This window comes from Pseudooceanicola atlanticus (genome assembly GCF_000768315.1).
Lineage (GTDB): Bacteria > Pseudomonadota > Alphaproteobacteria > Rhodobacterales > Rhodobacteraceae > Pseudooceanicola > Pseudooceanicola atlanticus.
Window position 1 is genome coordinate 82,127 of sequence record NZ_AQQX01000011.1, and the last position, 13,769, is coordinate 95,895.

Here is a 13,769-nt window from a genome sequence, read left to right on the forward strand (position 1 = left end):
GTCAGCCCGACACAAGCTATAGGGCAAGCCGGAACAGGGGGAAAGAGCATGGCAAAAGTCGCATTCCTGGGGCTCGGGGTGATGGGGTATCCCATGGCCGGGCATCTTCAGGCCGCCGGCCACGAGGTCACGGTCTACAATCGCACCGCCAGCAAGGCCGAGGCCTGGGTCAAGCAGCATGGCGGCGCCATGGGCAAGACCCCGCGCGAGGCCGCGGAAGGTGCCGAATTCGTGATGACCTGCGTCGGCAACGATGACGATCTGCGTTCGGTCTGCACCGGCAAGGACGGGGCCTTCGCCGGCATGGAGGAAGGCGCGATCCTCGTCGATCACACCACCGTATCCGCCAAGGTTACCCGTGACCTGGCCGCCATCGCCGCCGGTGGCGGCATCGGCTATGTCGACGCGCCGATTTCCGGCGGTCAGGCCGGGGCCGAGAATGGCGCACTGTCGGTGATGTGCGGCGGTGAGGAGGACATCTTTGCCAGGGCCGAACCGATCATCGACGCCTATGCCAAGATCTGCCGTCGCCTTGGCGGAATCGGTGCGGGCCAGATCACCAAGATGTGCAACCAGATCGCCATTGCCGGCCTCGTCCAAGGCCTGTCGGAATCATTGCATTTCGCTCAGCAGGCCGGGCTGGACGGCGCCGCGGTGGTGGAGGTGATCTCCCAGGGTGCAGCGGGCTCCTGGCAGATGCAGTACCGCTACCAGACGATGCTGGATGACGAGTTCGACCATGGCTTTGCCGTGGACTGGATGCGCAAGGATCTGGATATCTGCCTGACCACCGCGGACGAGATCGGCGCCTCGCTGCCCGTCACCGCGTTGGTCGATCAGTTCTACAAGGACGTGCAACGCATGGGCGGCGGCCGCTGGGATACCTCGTCCCTGCTCAAACGCCTGACCCGCGAGAATTGAGCCTTGCGCGGCATCCAAAGGGTGCCGCGTAACGACCTGAAGTCGAAACGATCACGTCTCAAAACCCCGTGCCCCGACCTCGTGGCGCGGGGTTTTTCGCTGGGCGCAAACGGTTGTGTCGCAAGGGGATGCCTCGCGCGATGCCAAACGGATTATTGCGTAGAAGAAACCTCTCGATCCACCTTCGGATCAGCCCGACAGATCAGGTCTGTCACAAGGCTTCAGAGGATTTTGGCTCCGGCGGTAGGGATCGAACCTACGACCAATTGATTAACAGTCAACTGCTCTACCGCTGAGCTACGCCGGAACACGAGGGGGCGTATAGCAACAGCGGAATCCCCCGTCCAGAGCCTTTTCGACATAAAGCTGTGATTTTTCTTCGAAGGCCCTCAGATGCGGGCGAAGACGGTGTCGGCGGTCAACTCTCCGTCATGCGAAACCATATTTTTCGAATGCAAATCAATGAGATGCGCCAAGACGTTCCGCGCGGCGGCGGGCAGGAGCCTGCGGTCGATATCCGTGTAGACCCGCGCGGCTAGGTCGGTTGCATTGCCCGGACCGGCCTCCAACGCGGTCAGGATGCCGGCCTCGCGGTGTTCGCGATGCGTGATCAGCCAGTCCAGCCGCTCATGCGGGGCGCGCAGCAGGTCGCCGTGGCCCGACAGGTACAGATCGGCGGGGCGCGCGCGCATGCGGCGGCAGCTGTCCATGAACTGGGTGAGGTCGCCATCGGGGGGCGACACGATGGATGTCGACCAGTCCATCACCAGGTCCCCCACGAAGACGGTGCCGAATCCCCCGTTGCCCAGCGCCAGGTCGAAACACATGTGGTTGCTGTGATGCCCAGGCGTCCAGAGCGCCTGCAGACGCCAGCCATCGCCCTCGACGATCTGTTCGTCCTCCAGGACGATGTCGGGGGCGAATCCGGTATCCGACCCTTCGCCGCCGCCAAGCCCGCCTTGCGCGGCCAGCGCCCGCATCACATCGGACTGGCCAGCCGTGGCATCGCCATAGGCCAGGACCGGGGCGCCGGTCATCTTTGCCAGCGGCCGGGCGAGGGGGGAGTGATCGGAATGGGCGTGGGTGACGAAGATATGAGTGATCGTCTCGCCATCGCGCAGGGCATCCAGGATCGCCTGCTGGTGCATCACGTCCAGCGGGCCGGGATCGATCACCGCGACGCCGCCGCCATTGGTCACCAGGTAGGTGTTGGTGCCGCGGAAGGTGAAGGCCGACGGGTTGTCACACAGGATGCGCCGGACGCCCGGGGCGACCTCTTCGGGGCGGCCGGGAACGGGATTGAACGCATCGGGGTGGTACATGGGAAAGTCCTGTGCTTCTGTCGGCTTGTCTTCAACGGGTGCAACCTAGACCATGACCTTTGCCTGGCTCAAACGATATGTGCCGCGCGGCCTGTATGGCCGGGCCGCGCTGATCCTCGTGCTGCCCGTGGTGGTGGTGCAGCTGGTCGTGTCCGTCGTCTTCATTCAGCGCCATTTCGAGGGCGTGACCACCCAGATGACCGGCGCGATCAGCTCCGAACTGGCTCTGGTCGCGGAAATCCCGCCCGATCAGCGGGACGCGCTGGCCAATGCGCTCGACATCACGGTCGCGCCCGCGGAAAGCGTGCCACCGCGGGATCTGCGGCGCTGGTACGACCTGTCGGGCGTGTCGGTCATTCGCACCTTGAAAGAGCGCCTGCCGCAATTGCTGGCGGTCGAAATGCCCGACGACTACATCGTGCGCGCCTATCTCGACAGTGACGAGGGGCCGATGCGCCTGACCTTCCCGCGCAGCCAGGTGTCGGCCTCGAACCCGCATCAATTGCTGGTCAACATGGTCTTTTTCGGCGGGCTGATGACCATCGTCGCCTTCATCTACTTGCGCAACCAGCTGCGCCCCATCACCCGGCTTGCCAAGGCGGCAGAGGCGTTCGGCAAGGGCCAGACCATGCCCTACAAACCCGCCGGCGCGGTCGAGGTGCGGGCCGCCGGTGCCGCCTTCCTGGCGATGCGGGCGCGGATCGAACGGCAGATCGAACAGCGCACGCTGATGCTCTCGGGGGTCAGTCACGACCTGCGCACGCCGCTGACCCGGCTGAAACTGGGCCTGTCGATGCTCGACGACGAAGAGCGCGAACCGCTGGAACGCGATGTCGAAGAGATGCAGATGCTGATCGAGGAATTCCTCGCCTTCGCCCGTGGTGCGGCGTCCGAACAGGTGGAAAAGACCGATCCGATCGCGCTTGTCTCGCATATCGTGGCCGATGCCGACCGGATGGGCGGGGCCGTGACCCTGGCCGAGGCCGAGGGCGAAGGCGAGATCCGCCTGCGCCCCATGGCCATGCGGCGGGCGGTGGAAAACCTGCTGTCCAATGCGCAGCGCTATGGCACGCGGGCCGAGGTCTCGGTGCACCTGACGGACAAGTCCCTGCGGATCCGGGTGGAGGATGACGGCCCCGGCATCCCTCCGGACAGGCGGGAGGAGGCGATGCGCCCCTTTGCCCGGCTGGAACCTGCGCGCAACCAGAACAAGGGTTCGGGCGTGGGGTTGGGGCTGGCCATCGCCACGGATATCGCCCGCGCCCATGGCGGCGTGCTGCGCCTTGGCGTGTCGGATCGCCTGGGTGGTCTGCAGGCCGATATCGTGATCGCGCGCTAGGCCGGATCGACCGGATCCGGCAGCATCTCCCGCAGGGTTTCGATCCGGTCCGCCTCGGCGGCGGGCTTGTCCCGTCGGATCCGGGCGATGCGGGGAAAGCGCATGGCAACCCCGGATTTGTGCCGCTTGGAACGGTTCAGCCCCTCGAACGCGATCTCCAGCACCAGGTCGGGTTTGACCGCGCGGACCGGCCCGAAGCGGTCGGTCGTGTTCTGGCGCACGAAACGGTCCAGCTCGACCAACTCCTCGTCGGTAAAGCCGAAATAGGCCTTGCCCACCGGCACCAGCGTATCGCCATCCCAGACGCCAAAGCCGAAATCCGAGTAATAGCCCGACCGTTTGCCATGCCCGCGCTGCGCATTCATCAGCACCGCGTCTATGCGCATGGGATCGCGTTTCCACTTGTACCAATGGCCCCGGATCCGGCCTGCCAGGTAGGGGCTGTCGCGCCGCTTGATCATGACGCCCTCGATCACCTGGTCGGGCGGATCGGCGCGCAGGGCGGCCAAGTCGTCCCATGTGGCGAAGTCCAGTCGCGGCGACAGGTCGAACCGTAGCGGATCCAGCGCCGAAACCATCGCCGACAACCGATCATGCCGTTTTGTGAAAGGAAGCTCTCGCAAATCCTGTCCATCCTCGACCATGATATCATATATCCGCAAGAATGCGGGATGAGAGGCTAGCAGGCTTTTCGGCGCGGTCTTTCGGTTCAGGCGCTTCTGCAGATCGCCGAAGGGCGCGACGCGATCGCCGCGCTTGACCAGCAGCTCTCCGTCCAACGCGCCTTCGAACGCCATGGCGTCGATCAGGTCGGGAAAGGCGCGCGAGATATCCTCTCCGGTCCGGGAATAGAGCCGCCTTTCACCCTGGTCCGACACGGCCTGCACGCGAATCCCGTCCCATTTCCACTCGGCCGCGTAGTCGTCGGGGGGCAGGGCGCGCAGGTCATCCAGGTCGATGGGCGTCGACAGCATCACGGGGCGGAACGGGGCGCGGGCGGCATTCACCGGCTTCTCACCGCCCTCTGCCCAGGCGAACAGCACGGTATAGGGCGGCTCGAGGCCGTGCCACAGCTCCTCGATCTCGGTCACCTGCAGATCGCCGTATTGCGCCAGCGCCGACCGCGCCAGCCGCGCCGACACCCCGACCCGCATCCCGCCGGTGGCCAGCTTGAGGTAGGCATAGCGTTCAGACTGGACCATCTGGTCCAGCCGTGCGGCGATCACCCCGGGCAGGGCGGCCTTGCCGGTCGTCTGCAATTCCTCGACCAGGTCGGGCAGGGGCGGCGAAACCGGGTCGTCGGGTTCCGGCCAGATCAGGGCGATCGTTTCTGCGAGGTCCCCGACAAAATCATAGGACAGCGCGAACAGCGTCTCGTCCGCCCGCTCCGCCACCAGCCCCCGCAGCAGCGACGGGGTTACGGACCGAAGCTCAAGATCGCCCGTCAGGGCGGCCAGCGCATAGCCCCGTTCCGGGTCACTGCGCGCGCCGAAGAAATCGACCAGCAGCCGCAGCTTTCCGTTCCGCGCCGGGGTAAAGGCCAGACGCTCCAGCAGGTCGGCAAAGGCGATCATTCCGGCACCTCGTCCTCGTAGCCCACCAGTCGCAGCGGACGCCCCTTGCGGCCCGTCATCTCGCACCACCGCATCAGCGCATCTTCGCGCCCATGGGTGATCCAGGTTTCCTCCGGATCCAGCTCTTCGATGGTGCGGGTCAGGTCGGGCCAGTCGACATGGTCCGACAGGATCAGCGGTAGCTCCACCCCCCGCGCCTTGGCCCGGTTCCGGATCTGCATCCAGCCCGAGGCAAAGCCGATCAGCGGGTCGGGAAAGCGCCGCGCCCAGGGCGCGTTGAAGGCCGAGGGCGGCGCGATCACAATCTGCCCGGCATAGGCTTTTTTGTCGGTCTTGTCGCTGGTTGCGGCGCGCAGCTCACCAAGTGCGATACCCTGGTCGGCGTGGTAATCGCACAATTTCTGCAACGCGCCATGGATATAGATCGGCTTGTCCCAGCCGGCCTCCCGGATCAGGGCGATGACCCGTTGCGCCTTGCCCAGCGCATACGCTCCGACCAGGTGCGCCCGGTCGGGAAAGGCCGCGAGCGACTGCATCAACCGGGCGATTTCCTCGGCCGGATCGGGGTGCTTGAAGACCGGCAGGGCAAAGGTCGCCTCGGTCACGAACACGTCGCAGGGGACGGGCTCAAACGGGGCGCAGGCGGGGTTCGGATGGCGGCAATAATCGCCCGACACGACGAACCGCTTGCCGCCGTGATCCAGCACGATCTGCGCCGATCCCAGGACGTGACCGGCAGGCACGAACCGCACCGTGACGCCGCCGATATCGACGGGCTCTGCCCCGGCCTCCTGCCGCGTGTCGGTGAAACCCTCGCCATAGCGCAGCGCCATGATGTCCAGCGTCTGCCGCGTCGCCAGAACCGCGCCGTGCCCGGCCCGCGCATGATCCGCATGGCCATGGGTGATCAATGCGCGGGGCACCGGAACGACCGGGTCGATCCAGAAATCCCCCGGCGGAGAATACAGCCCCTGGGGCGTCGGATGCAGCACATCTTCGAAACGCATGCAGGGAAGTTAGGCGATTGGCGGAGGTTTGGTAGGCCCGGCAGGATTTGAACCCGCAACCAAAGCGTTATGAGCGCTCTGCTCTAACCGTTGAGCTACAGGCCCGCCTGATCCCTGATTAGGCAAAGCGCCAAATAGCGTCAAGCATCACGGGCTTTGCCGAAGCGGGTGTGGCTGATCGGCCATCAAAATTGACGCAAGGGAAGTGCGACCGAAATAAAAGCTTTGGGCAAACTGGATCAACTGGGTAACCTGACACCGCTTGTTCGTGCAGGGGCCAATCAAGGGCGGGTTAACGCCTGAAAACTGGTAAGGACAACAAAGGGTATGAAAATGAAGAAATTTACCACATTCCTCTGCGCCGTCGGCGTTGCCGGCTCTCTTGCGGTCACACCGGCCCCGGCCAGGGCTTGTTACACCAATTGCGGCACCAACAATGCCGGCGTCGCCGCCAGCGTCGTCGTTCTGGGGATGCTGCTGCTGATCATCGGCACCCAGCTGGGCAGTGGCACCAGCGGTGGCGGCCTGGCCTCGACCAAGGGCTCGGCGGATGACGACAAGGGCGAACCCCAATTCGTCAAGGATTTCTGATCCCATAGAGTTTGGAAAGGGCGCCGCTCTGGCGTCCTTTCCCGTTCCGTCCTATCCTGACCCGACGGTTAACAAACCCGGGGAGGGGTCGATGACGCATTCGCACAAGGTGGGCCGGTTCACGGTGACGTGGCTGGTCGATGGCTACGGGCGGGCGCCGAACACGCTGTTCCCGAATTTCGACATGGACCGCGCCCGCGCCGCCGCCGATCAGGCCGGCCACGAATATGACGGCCAGACTGTGGAAATCCCGATCCAGGGCTTCGCCATCCAGGACGGGGACGAGATCACCATCGTCGATGCCGGCGCACCCGATGGCTATTCCGACACGACCGGCAAATTCGTCGCGGCAATGGAGCAGGCGGGCATCGACCCGACCCGCGTCACCCGACTGGCCATGACCCATCTGCATGTGGATCACGTAGGCCAGATGGTCGAACCCGACGGCACCATGCGCTTTCCCAATGCGCAGCTGGTCTCAGGGGCAGGGGATTGGGATCATTTCTTCGATGACGCCTTCTATGCCAGCAAGAAACCGGGGGGGCGCGAACAGGCCTCCATCGATGTGACGCGCCGCGCCTGCCTGCCCTATGCCCAGCAACGCCGCGAGATCACCGGCGAAACGGAGATCGCCCCCGGCCTCACCATGGTGCCGCTGCCCGGTCACACGCCCGGCCATTGCGGCATCCGGATCGACGATGGCGGCGACAGCCTGCTGATCTGGGGCGACATCATCCATTCCGCGACCTTCCAGGTGGCCGAACCCGATTGGGGCGTGCTGTTCGACATCGACCCGGACCAGGCCCGCGCCACGCGTCAGGCGCTCTTTGCCAAAATTGCGCAGGACGGCACGCCGATCACCGGCCCCCATGTACCGCGTCCCGGCCCGTGGCGGGTGGAAAAGGCGCCCATCGGCTATCGCCTGACCGCGATCTGAGCGCCTGACCAGGCGCATCAACTGACGCATCCGGGCCTCTGGCCATGGACATGCCCTCCGCTCTGTTCTATCGCAGGCGCAACCATCCGGAGGGCCAGATGAGCGACAAGAAAAACGGGATCACCTATGCCGATGCAGGGGTCGATATCGACGCCGGCAACGAACTGGTCGAACGGATCAAACCGGCGGCCAAGCGCACTGCGCGCTCGGGCACGATGGCCGGGCTGGGCGGCTTCGGCGCTCTGTTCGACCTCAAGGGCGCGGGCTACGAGGATCCGATCCTCGTCGCCGCCACCGACGGCGTGGGCACCAAGCTGCGGATCGCCATCGACACGGGCCACGTGTACACGATCGGCATCGATCTTGTCGCCATGTGCGTCAACGACCTGGTCTGCCAGGGGGCGGAGCCGCTGTTCTTCCTCGACTATTTCGCCACCGGCAAGCTGGAGCTCGACCAGGCGACCAGCATCATCGAAGGCATCGCCAAGGGCTGCGAAGGGTCGGGCTGTGCGCTGATCGGGGGCGAGACCGCGGAGATGCCCGGCATGTACCATGACGGCGACTTCGACCTCGCGGGCTTTGCCGTGGGCGCGATGGAACGCGGCGCCGACCTGCCCGCCGGTGTCAGCGATGGCGACGTGCTGCTGGGCCTCGCCTCGGACGGGGTGCATTCCAACGGCTATTCGCTGGTCCGCCGCATCGTCGAGACGTCCGGTCTGAAATGGTCCGACATGTGCCCCTGGCAGGATGGCACCGTGGGCGAGGCACTGCTGGCGCCGACCCGGCTTTACGTTCAGCCCGCGCTTGCCGCGATCCGCGCCGGTGGCGTGCATGGCCTCGCGCATATCACCGGCGGTGGCCTGACCGAAAACCTGCCCCGGGTCCTGCCCGACGGGCTGGGGGTCGAAGTCGACCTGAATGCCTGGCGCCTGCCGCCGGTCTTTGCCTGGCTCGCCCAGCAAGGCGGCATGGCCGAGGCCGAACTGCTCAAGACCTTCAATGCCGGGATCGGCATGGTTGTGGTCGTGGCCGCCGATCAGGCCGAGGCGCTGACCGCAACCCTGACCGAAGCCGGCGAAACCGTGTGCCAGCTGGGCCGCGTCGCCGCGGGCCGCGGCGTGTCCTACAAGGGCCACCTTCTTTGACCAAAGGCGTCGCGATCCTGATTTCCGGCGGCGGTTCCAACATGGTCAAGCTGGTGGAGAGCATGCAGGGCGACCATCCCGCGCGCCCCGTTCTTGTCCTGTCGAACCAGGCCGATGCGGGCGGGATCCGCAAGGCGGCCGAGATGGGCGTGCCCACGGCAATCGTCGATCACCGCCCCTTCAAGGGCGACCGGTCTGCATTCGAGGCCGAGTTGATCCGCGTGATCGACGCCACCGCGCCCGATATCGTCTGCCTCGCCGGGTTCATGCGCATCCTGACGGAGACCTTCACCGGCCATTACGCGGGGCGGATGCTCAATATCCACCCCTCGCTGCTGCCCAAGTATCGCGGGCTGCACACCCATGCTCGCGCGATCGAGGCCGGCGATACGGAGGCCGGCTGCACCGTGCACGAGGTCACCGCCGAACTGGATGACGGACCGATCCTTGGCCAGGCGCGCGTGCCGATCCTGCCCGAGGACACGCCCGATGCGCTGGCCGCCCGGGTTCTGACCCAGGAACACCGCCTCTACCCCCAGGCGCTGCGCCGCTTTGCCGCCGGTGACCGGACGCGATTGGACCTCGCGCCTTAACAGGTTCCCAAGGCCCCCGGAATGGCATATACGGGCTAGACCGTCGGATGACCCGACCTCGTATTCACCATGCCAAGGGCCTTATGCGAACACTCACCACGACCGAAGAACTCGCCGAGTTCTGCACGGAAGCCGCCCAGTTCGACTATGTCACTGTCGATACAGAGTTCCTGAGGGAACGGACCTATTACTCCCAGCTTTGCCTGATCCAGCTCGCCATGCCCGGCGAGACCGACGAGAACGCGGTTCTCGTGGATCCGCTGGCCGACGGTCTTGATCTCGAACCGCTTTACGAGCTTTTCCGCGACCGCTCCGTGGTCAAGGTGTTCCACGCGGCGCGCCAGGATCTCGAGATCTTCTATGTCGATGCCGGGGTCATTCCCGAACCGCTATTCGACACGCAGGTCGCCGCGATGGTCTGCGGTTTCGGCGAACAGGTCGGCTATGAAACGCTGGTGAAACGCATCGCCAAGGAACAGCTCGACAAATCCTCGCGCTTCACCGACTGGTCGCGCCGTCCGCTGACCGATGCGCAGAAGAAATACGCGGTGGCCGATGTCACCCACCTGCGCAAGATCTACGAATTCCTGGCCGACAAGCTGAAAAAGCAGAAACGCGCCGCCTGGGTCGAGGAAGAACTTCAGACGCTCACCTCGCCGGAAACCTATATCTCCCGCCCCGAAGAAGCTTGGCAGCGCGTGCGCACCCGTACCTCCTCCGCGCGGTTCCTGGGGCTGGTCAAGGAACTGGCCGAATTCCGCGAAGCCTACGCGCAGCGCAATAACGTCCCCCGCAACCGGGTCTACAAGGATGATGCGCTGGTCGAACTGGCCTCGACCAAACCGCAAAGCATGAAGGATCTCAGCCGGTCCCGCCTGCTGCTGCGCGAGGCCCGCAAGGGCGAGATCGCCGACGGTATCCTCGCCGCGGTCAAACGCGGGATGGAGGCCTCTGCCGATGACCTGCCCAAGCCTGACAAGGAACGCGACAAGCTCCAGGTCGATCCGGCGCTCGCCGATCTGCTGCGCGTTCTGCTCAAGGCCAAGGCCGACGGGGCAGGGGTCGCGCCCCGCCTGATCGCCGCGACCTCGGACCTCGACGCGATGTCCGCAGGCAAACGCGACGTGCCCGCGCTCCAGGGCTGGCGGCGCGATGTCTTCGGCGAAGCGGCGATGCGGCTGTGCAATGGTGAGGTCGGCCTCGCCGCACGCAACGGCAAGGTCGATATCGTCGAACTTTGAAACGCTGTCAGGTCAGCGGCGCACGGTCAGAATGTTCTGTGCGCCCTGAACCTCGATCCGGCGGATCCCGGCCATGTCCTGATCCGTCAGCTTGACCCCGGCATTGATCCGGCGCGTCGGTTCGGACCCCACGGGATATCCCGGCTGATCCGCCACCAGCAGGAAGCGCAGTGCATCCGCAGGCACCGTTTCGTCCAGAACCGGCTTCAGACCGACATTATGGGCGCCCTGGCGGGCCGACACGGCCGTGACGCGCACGATGGCACCGCCGGGCAGGCGTTCCACGTTCAGTCCGGTGATCTGGGCAACGGGCGTGCGATTGTCCAGCTCGGCCGGGCGCAGGGTCAGGGCCCGGCGCGGCAGTAGCGGGTTCGCCTCACCAGCGCTCACCGCACGGGATTCGGCGCGACCGAACCAGTTGAGCGGATTGAACCGGCTATCGGCAACACGACCGCAGCTGGCCACCACCAGCGCAGTCATCAGAAGAAGCGGGATCGTCTTGCGCATGTTCTGACCTTTCTTGGGCCTCCATGGGGTAACGCATTGGCGGGCGCTTGAAAAGCGGTTCCGGCGACTGGACAAGCCCGCCCGCCCGGCTTACCTCACCGCCACGACACCAGGAGAGCATCATGGCGCAACCGGCATTCGAAGAGATCGTCGAGGATTTCGAGTTTCTGGAAGACTGGGAAGACCGCTATCGCCACGTGATCGAGCTTGGCAAGGCGATGGACCCGCTCGAGGACGCGCTCAAGGTGCCGGCCAACAAGGTCGATGGCTGCGCCAGCCAGGTCTGGCTGTTTCCCAAGATCGACAATGGCACCTTCCGCTTCGACGGCGAAAGCGACGCGATGATCGTGCGTGGGCTGATCGCGGTGTTGCGCGCGCTCTACAATGACCTGCCCGTGGGCCAGGTCACCAGCGTCGATGCACAGGGCGAACTGGCGCGGCTTGGCCTGCAGGATCACCTGTCGGCGCAGCGATCGAACGGAGTGCGCGCCATGATCGGTCGCATCCGCGAGGTCGCGGCGGAAGCCGCCTGATCCCAATCGCTTACGTGCCACGGCTCAGACCCCGCGCGAAGCGGTCCTAGCCCTTGAAGACGTAGCGCCGTAGCGATTTCACGAAGCGGTCGATCTCGTCCTGCTGCGCCGAGCCGGGGAAATTTTCCACCGCCGCGCGGTCGATGTGATCGGGCAACAGGCCTGTGATCAGCCGGTCACACTCCGCCCGGTCCGCTTCATCCAGCGACAAGGCCCGCGCCGCGCTCAGCTGGGCCAGGCGCTCCTGCACCTCGCGCATGCCGCGGAACACGTCGATCATCGGACGGGTCAGCGCCGGGTCGTCCTGCCAGCTCTGGCCGTCGAAAATCTCCTGCACGACACGCTGCCCGGCACCGGTGCAGGAATAGCGGATACAGCCGGGAAAGCCCTCATCCTCCAGCCGCGCATGGATGCTGCACGCATGCTGCGCCAGATGCGGGCAGGGCGTGCCGGCGGGTTTGTCGATGGCGAAATCCTCGCCCTTGTCAAAGGCCAGCGCCAGACAGCACAGCGCGGCGCACTGGCCGCAATCCTCGGTCAATGAAGGGATCAAACCGCCGCCTCCAGCGCGCTGGCCAACTCCCCGTAGCCGGTGAACCGCCGTTCGAAACGCAGCCCTAACTTCTCCGCCGCCGCTTGCGCCTTTTCCGTCAGCGCGGGGTCATCGGTCTGTGCCAAGTAAACCAGCGTGCGGTAATGGCCGAAATACATCGGCAACAGCTCCGGGTGGCGGTCGATCTTCAGCCCGCGCCAGATGAACGTGTCAAATTGGCGGGCCAGGAAATCCGTCAGGTAAAAGGAATAGATCTCGTCCCGCCCGGTGAACACGTCCAGCCCTTCGAAGAAGGCATAGCAATGTGGGCCGCGGATCATTTCGACGCCAAGCTCCGCACAGGCCTTTTCCAGATCGCCGCCGGTGCCGCAATCCGCATAGGCGACAAAGACCTTTTCATAGCCATCGCGCCGCTCGATCACCGCCTCTCGCACCGCGCCGGTGATCTTGTTGGGGTAATTGTGCAGGATGGCGGGGAGGCAATGCAGGTCCACGTGGTCCCAGCCATTGACCCGGATCAGCGCGAGGATTTCCCGCGCCAGGGCCCCACAGGCCAGAACAAGAAGGCGGCCCGTTCCCGTGGCCGCCATCCCGTGTTCCGTCAACTCCGCATCACTCGGAGCATGCATGACTTGGTCCTTTCGGGCACTGGGCCCGGCATGGGAGCCTTAGCTCGCCACGCCTTGGTTATGCTTGCGCGCGACCATCTGCTTGGCGGTTTCCACCGCAACGGCCGCGTCGCGGCAATAGGCGTCTGCGCCGATGGCCTTGCCGAATTCCTCGTTCAGCGGCGCGCCGCCGACCAGAACGATGTAATCGTCGCGGATGCCCTGTTCCTTCATCGTGTCGATCACGACCTTCATGTAGGGCATGGTCGTGGTCAGCAGGGCGGACATGCCCAGGATATCGGGCTTTTCCGATTCCATGGCTTCCAGGTAGGCCTCGACCGCGTTGTTGATGCCCAGGTCGATCACCTCGAATCCGGCGCCTTCCATCATCATGGAAACCAGGTTCTTGCCGATATCGTGGATGTCGCCCTTCACGGTGCCGATCACCATCTTGCCCATGCGGGGCGCGTCGGTTTCGATCAGCAGCGGCTTCAGGATGGCCATCCCGCCCTTCATGGCGTTCGCCGCCAGAAGAACCTCGGGCACGAAGAGGATACCGTCACGGAAATCGTTGCCTACGATCGTCATGCCGCCAACCAGTGCCTTGGTCAGGATGTCATAGGGTTGCCATCCGCGTTCAAGCAGGATGTTCACACCTTCCTCGATCTCTTCTTTCAGACCGTCATAGAGATCGTCGAACATCTGTTCGACCAGCTCCTCGTCGTTGAGTTCGGAAAGGATGATATCGTCTTCGTCGTCCGACATTGGCTACCTCGGGTATTGGCGGAATGCCTGTTCGTCTTCAGCCTTGTCCTTTTTGTCGCAGGGGCACTTCGCCTTTTGCGACATGACAGGGTGATGTTCCGACCTTAGCGAATATTCACTAAGGGACGAATAA

At 64.7% G+C, this 13,769-nt stretch carries 15 protein-coding genes and 2 tRNA genes; 8 read left to right on the forward strand and 9 right to left on the reverse strand.

The window, feature by feature from the left end:
• Positions 1-48: 48 nt before the first annotated feature.
• Positions 49-921, forward strand: a complete 873-nt coding sequence (locus ATO9_RS18320; protein WP_043752830.1) for an NAD(P)-dependent oxidoreductase — start codon at positions 49-51, stop codon at positions 919-921.
• Between the two features lie 232 nt (positions 922-1,153).
• Here the strand turns inward: ATO9_RS18320 and ATO9_RS18325 are convergent.
• Together ATO9_RS18325 and ATO9_RS18330 are read right to left on the reverse strand one after the other, a co-directional pair.
• Positions 1,154-1,228, reverse strand: a tRNA-Asn gene (locus ATO9_RS18325).
• 82 nt (positions 1,229-1,310) lie between these two features.
• Positions 1,311-2,243 carry an MBL fold metallo-hydrolase gene (locus ATO9_RS18330; RefSeq protein WP_043752834.1) on the reverse strand — a complete coding sequence of 311 codons (933 nt, stop codon included), beginning with the start codon at positions 2,241-2,243 and terminating at the stop codon, positions 1,311-1,313.
• A 52-nt stretch (positions 2,244-2,295) separates the two neighbouring features.
• Between ATO9_RS18330 and ATO9_RS18335 the strand changes: the two genes are divergently transcribed.
• Complete coding sequence (locus tag ATO9_RS18335; protein WP_043752836.1) at positions 2,296-3,582, forward strand: ATP-binding protein; 1,287 nt, start codon at positions 2,296-2,298, stop codon at positions 3,580-3,582.
• Here the strand turns inward: ATO9_RS18335 and ATO9_RS18340 are convergent.
• From ATO9_RS18340 to ATO9_RS18350, 3 genes are all read right to left on the reverse strand, one after another.
• A complete protein-coding gene (locus ATO9_RS18340; protein WP_043752839.1) occupies positions 3,579-5,156 on the reverse strand; it encodes a cisplatin damage response ATP-dependent DNA ligase in 1,578 nt (525 codons plus the stop codon). The genes ATO9_RS18335 and ATO9_RS18340 overlap by 4 nt on opposite strands.
• Positions 5,153-6,163: a ligase-associated DNA damage response exonuclease gene (locus ATO9_RS18345; protein ID WP_043752841.1), complete on the reverse strand. Its 1,011-nt coding sequence runs from the start codon at positions 6,161-6,163 to the stop codon at positions 5,153-5,155. Before ATO9_RS18345 ends, ATO9_RS18340 begins: the two co-directional genes overlap by 4 nt.
• A 29-nt stretch (positions 6,164-6,192) precedes the next feature.
• A tRNA-Ile gene (locus ATO9_RS18350) sits at positions 6,193-6,268 on the reverse strand.
• A 228-nt stretch (positions 6,269-6,496) separates the two neighbouring features.
• Between ATO9_RS18350 and ATO9_RS18355 the strand changes: the two genes are divergently transcribed.
• From ATO9_RS18355 to rnd, 5 genes are all read left to right on the forward strand, one after another.
• Positions 6,497-6,754: a hypothetical protein gene (locus ATO9_RS18355; protein WP_156127909.1), complete on the forward strand. Its 258-nt coding sequence runs from the start codon at positions 6,497-6,499 to the stop codon at positions 6,752-6,754.
• A 91-nt stretch (positions 6,755-6,845) separates the two neighbouring features.
• Positions 6,846-7,691, forward strand: coding sequence for an MBL fold metallo-hydrolase (locus ATO9_RS18360; RefSeq protein WP_052418455.1), 846 nt, complete (start codon positions 6,846-6,848; stop codon positions 7,689-7,691).
• 98 nt (positions 7,692-7,789) lie between these two features.
• Entirely contained in the window at positions 7,790-8,836 is a 1,047-nt protein-coding gene (purM, locus tag ATO9_RS18365) for a phosphoribosylformylglycinamidine cyclo-ligase (protein ID WP_043752956.1), read from the forward strand.
• A complete protein-coding gene (purN, locus tag ATO9_RS18370; protein ID WP_043752848.1) occupies positions 8,833-9,429 on the forward strand; it encodes a phosphoribosylglycinamide formyltransferase in 597 nt (198 codons plus the stop codon). The genes purM and purN overlap by 4 nt, the downstream gene beginning before the upstream one ends.
• A gap of 83 nt (positions 9,430-9,512) precedes the next feature.
• Positions 9,513-10,670, forward strand: a complete 1,158-nt coding sequence (gene rnd, locus ATO9_RS18375) for a ribonuclease D (protein ID WP_043752851.1) — start codon at positions 9,513-9,515, stop codon at positions 10,668-10,670.
• A 12-nt stretch (positions 10,671-10,682) separates the two neighbouring features.
• On the opposite strand, the gene ATO9_RS18380 is transcribed toward rnd, so the two are convergent.
• On the reverse strand, positions 10,683-11,177 hold the full coding sequence (locus ATO9_RS18380) for a hypothetical protein (RefSeq protein WP_043752854.1): 495 nt from the start codon (positions 11,175-11,177) through the stop codon (positions 10,683-10,685).
• Positions 11,178-11,299: 122 nt separating this feature from the next.
• Between ATO9_RS18380 and ATO9_RS18385 the strand changes: the two genes are divergently transcribed.
• Complete coding sequence (locus ATO9_RS18385) at positions 11,300-11,710, forward strand: SufE family protein (protein ID WP_043752858.1); 411 nt, start codon at positions 11,300-11,302, stop codon at positions 11,708-11,710.
• Positions 11,711-11,756: 46 nt separating this feature from the next.
• Here ATO9_RS18385 and ATO9_RS18390 read toward each other — a convergent pair whose 3' ends face one another.
• Genes ATO9_RS18390 through ATO9_RS18400 form a run of 3 tightly spaced genes read right to left on the reverse strand, consistent with a single transcriptional unit; the run spans position 11,757 to position 13,636 of the window.
• Positions 11,757-12,263 carry a hypothetical protein gene (locus ATO9_RS18390; RefSeq protein ID WP_043752862.1) on the reverse strand — a complete coding sequence of 169 codons (507 nt, stop codon included), beginning with the start codon at positions 12,261-12,263 and terminating at the stop codon, positions 11,757-11,759.
• A complete protein-coding gene (locus ATO9_RS18395) occupies positions 12,260-12,892 on the reverse strand; it encodes a DUF1638 domain-containing protein (RefSeq protein ID WP_043752865.1) in 633 nt (210 codons plus the stop codon). The genes ATO9_RS18390 and ATO9_RS18395 overlap by 4 nt, the downstream gene beginning before the upstream one ends.
• A 39-nt stretch (positions 12,893-12,931) precedes the next feature.
• Positions 12,932-13,636 (reverse strand): corrinoid protein, encoded by a 705-nt coding sequence (locus ATO9_RS18400; RefSeq protein WP_043752869.1) that lies wholly within the window; start codon positions 13,634-13,636, stop codon positions 12,932-12,934.
• Positions 13,637-13,769 lie beyond the last annotated feature (133 nt).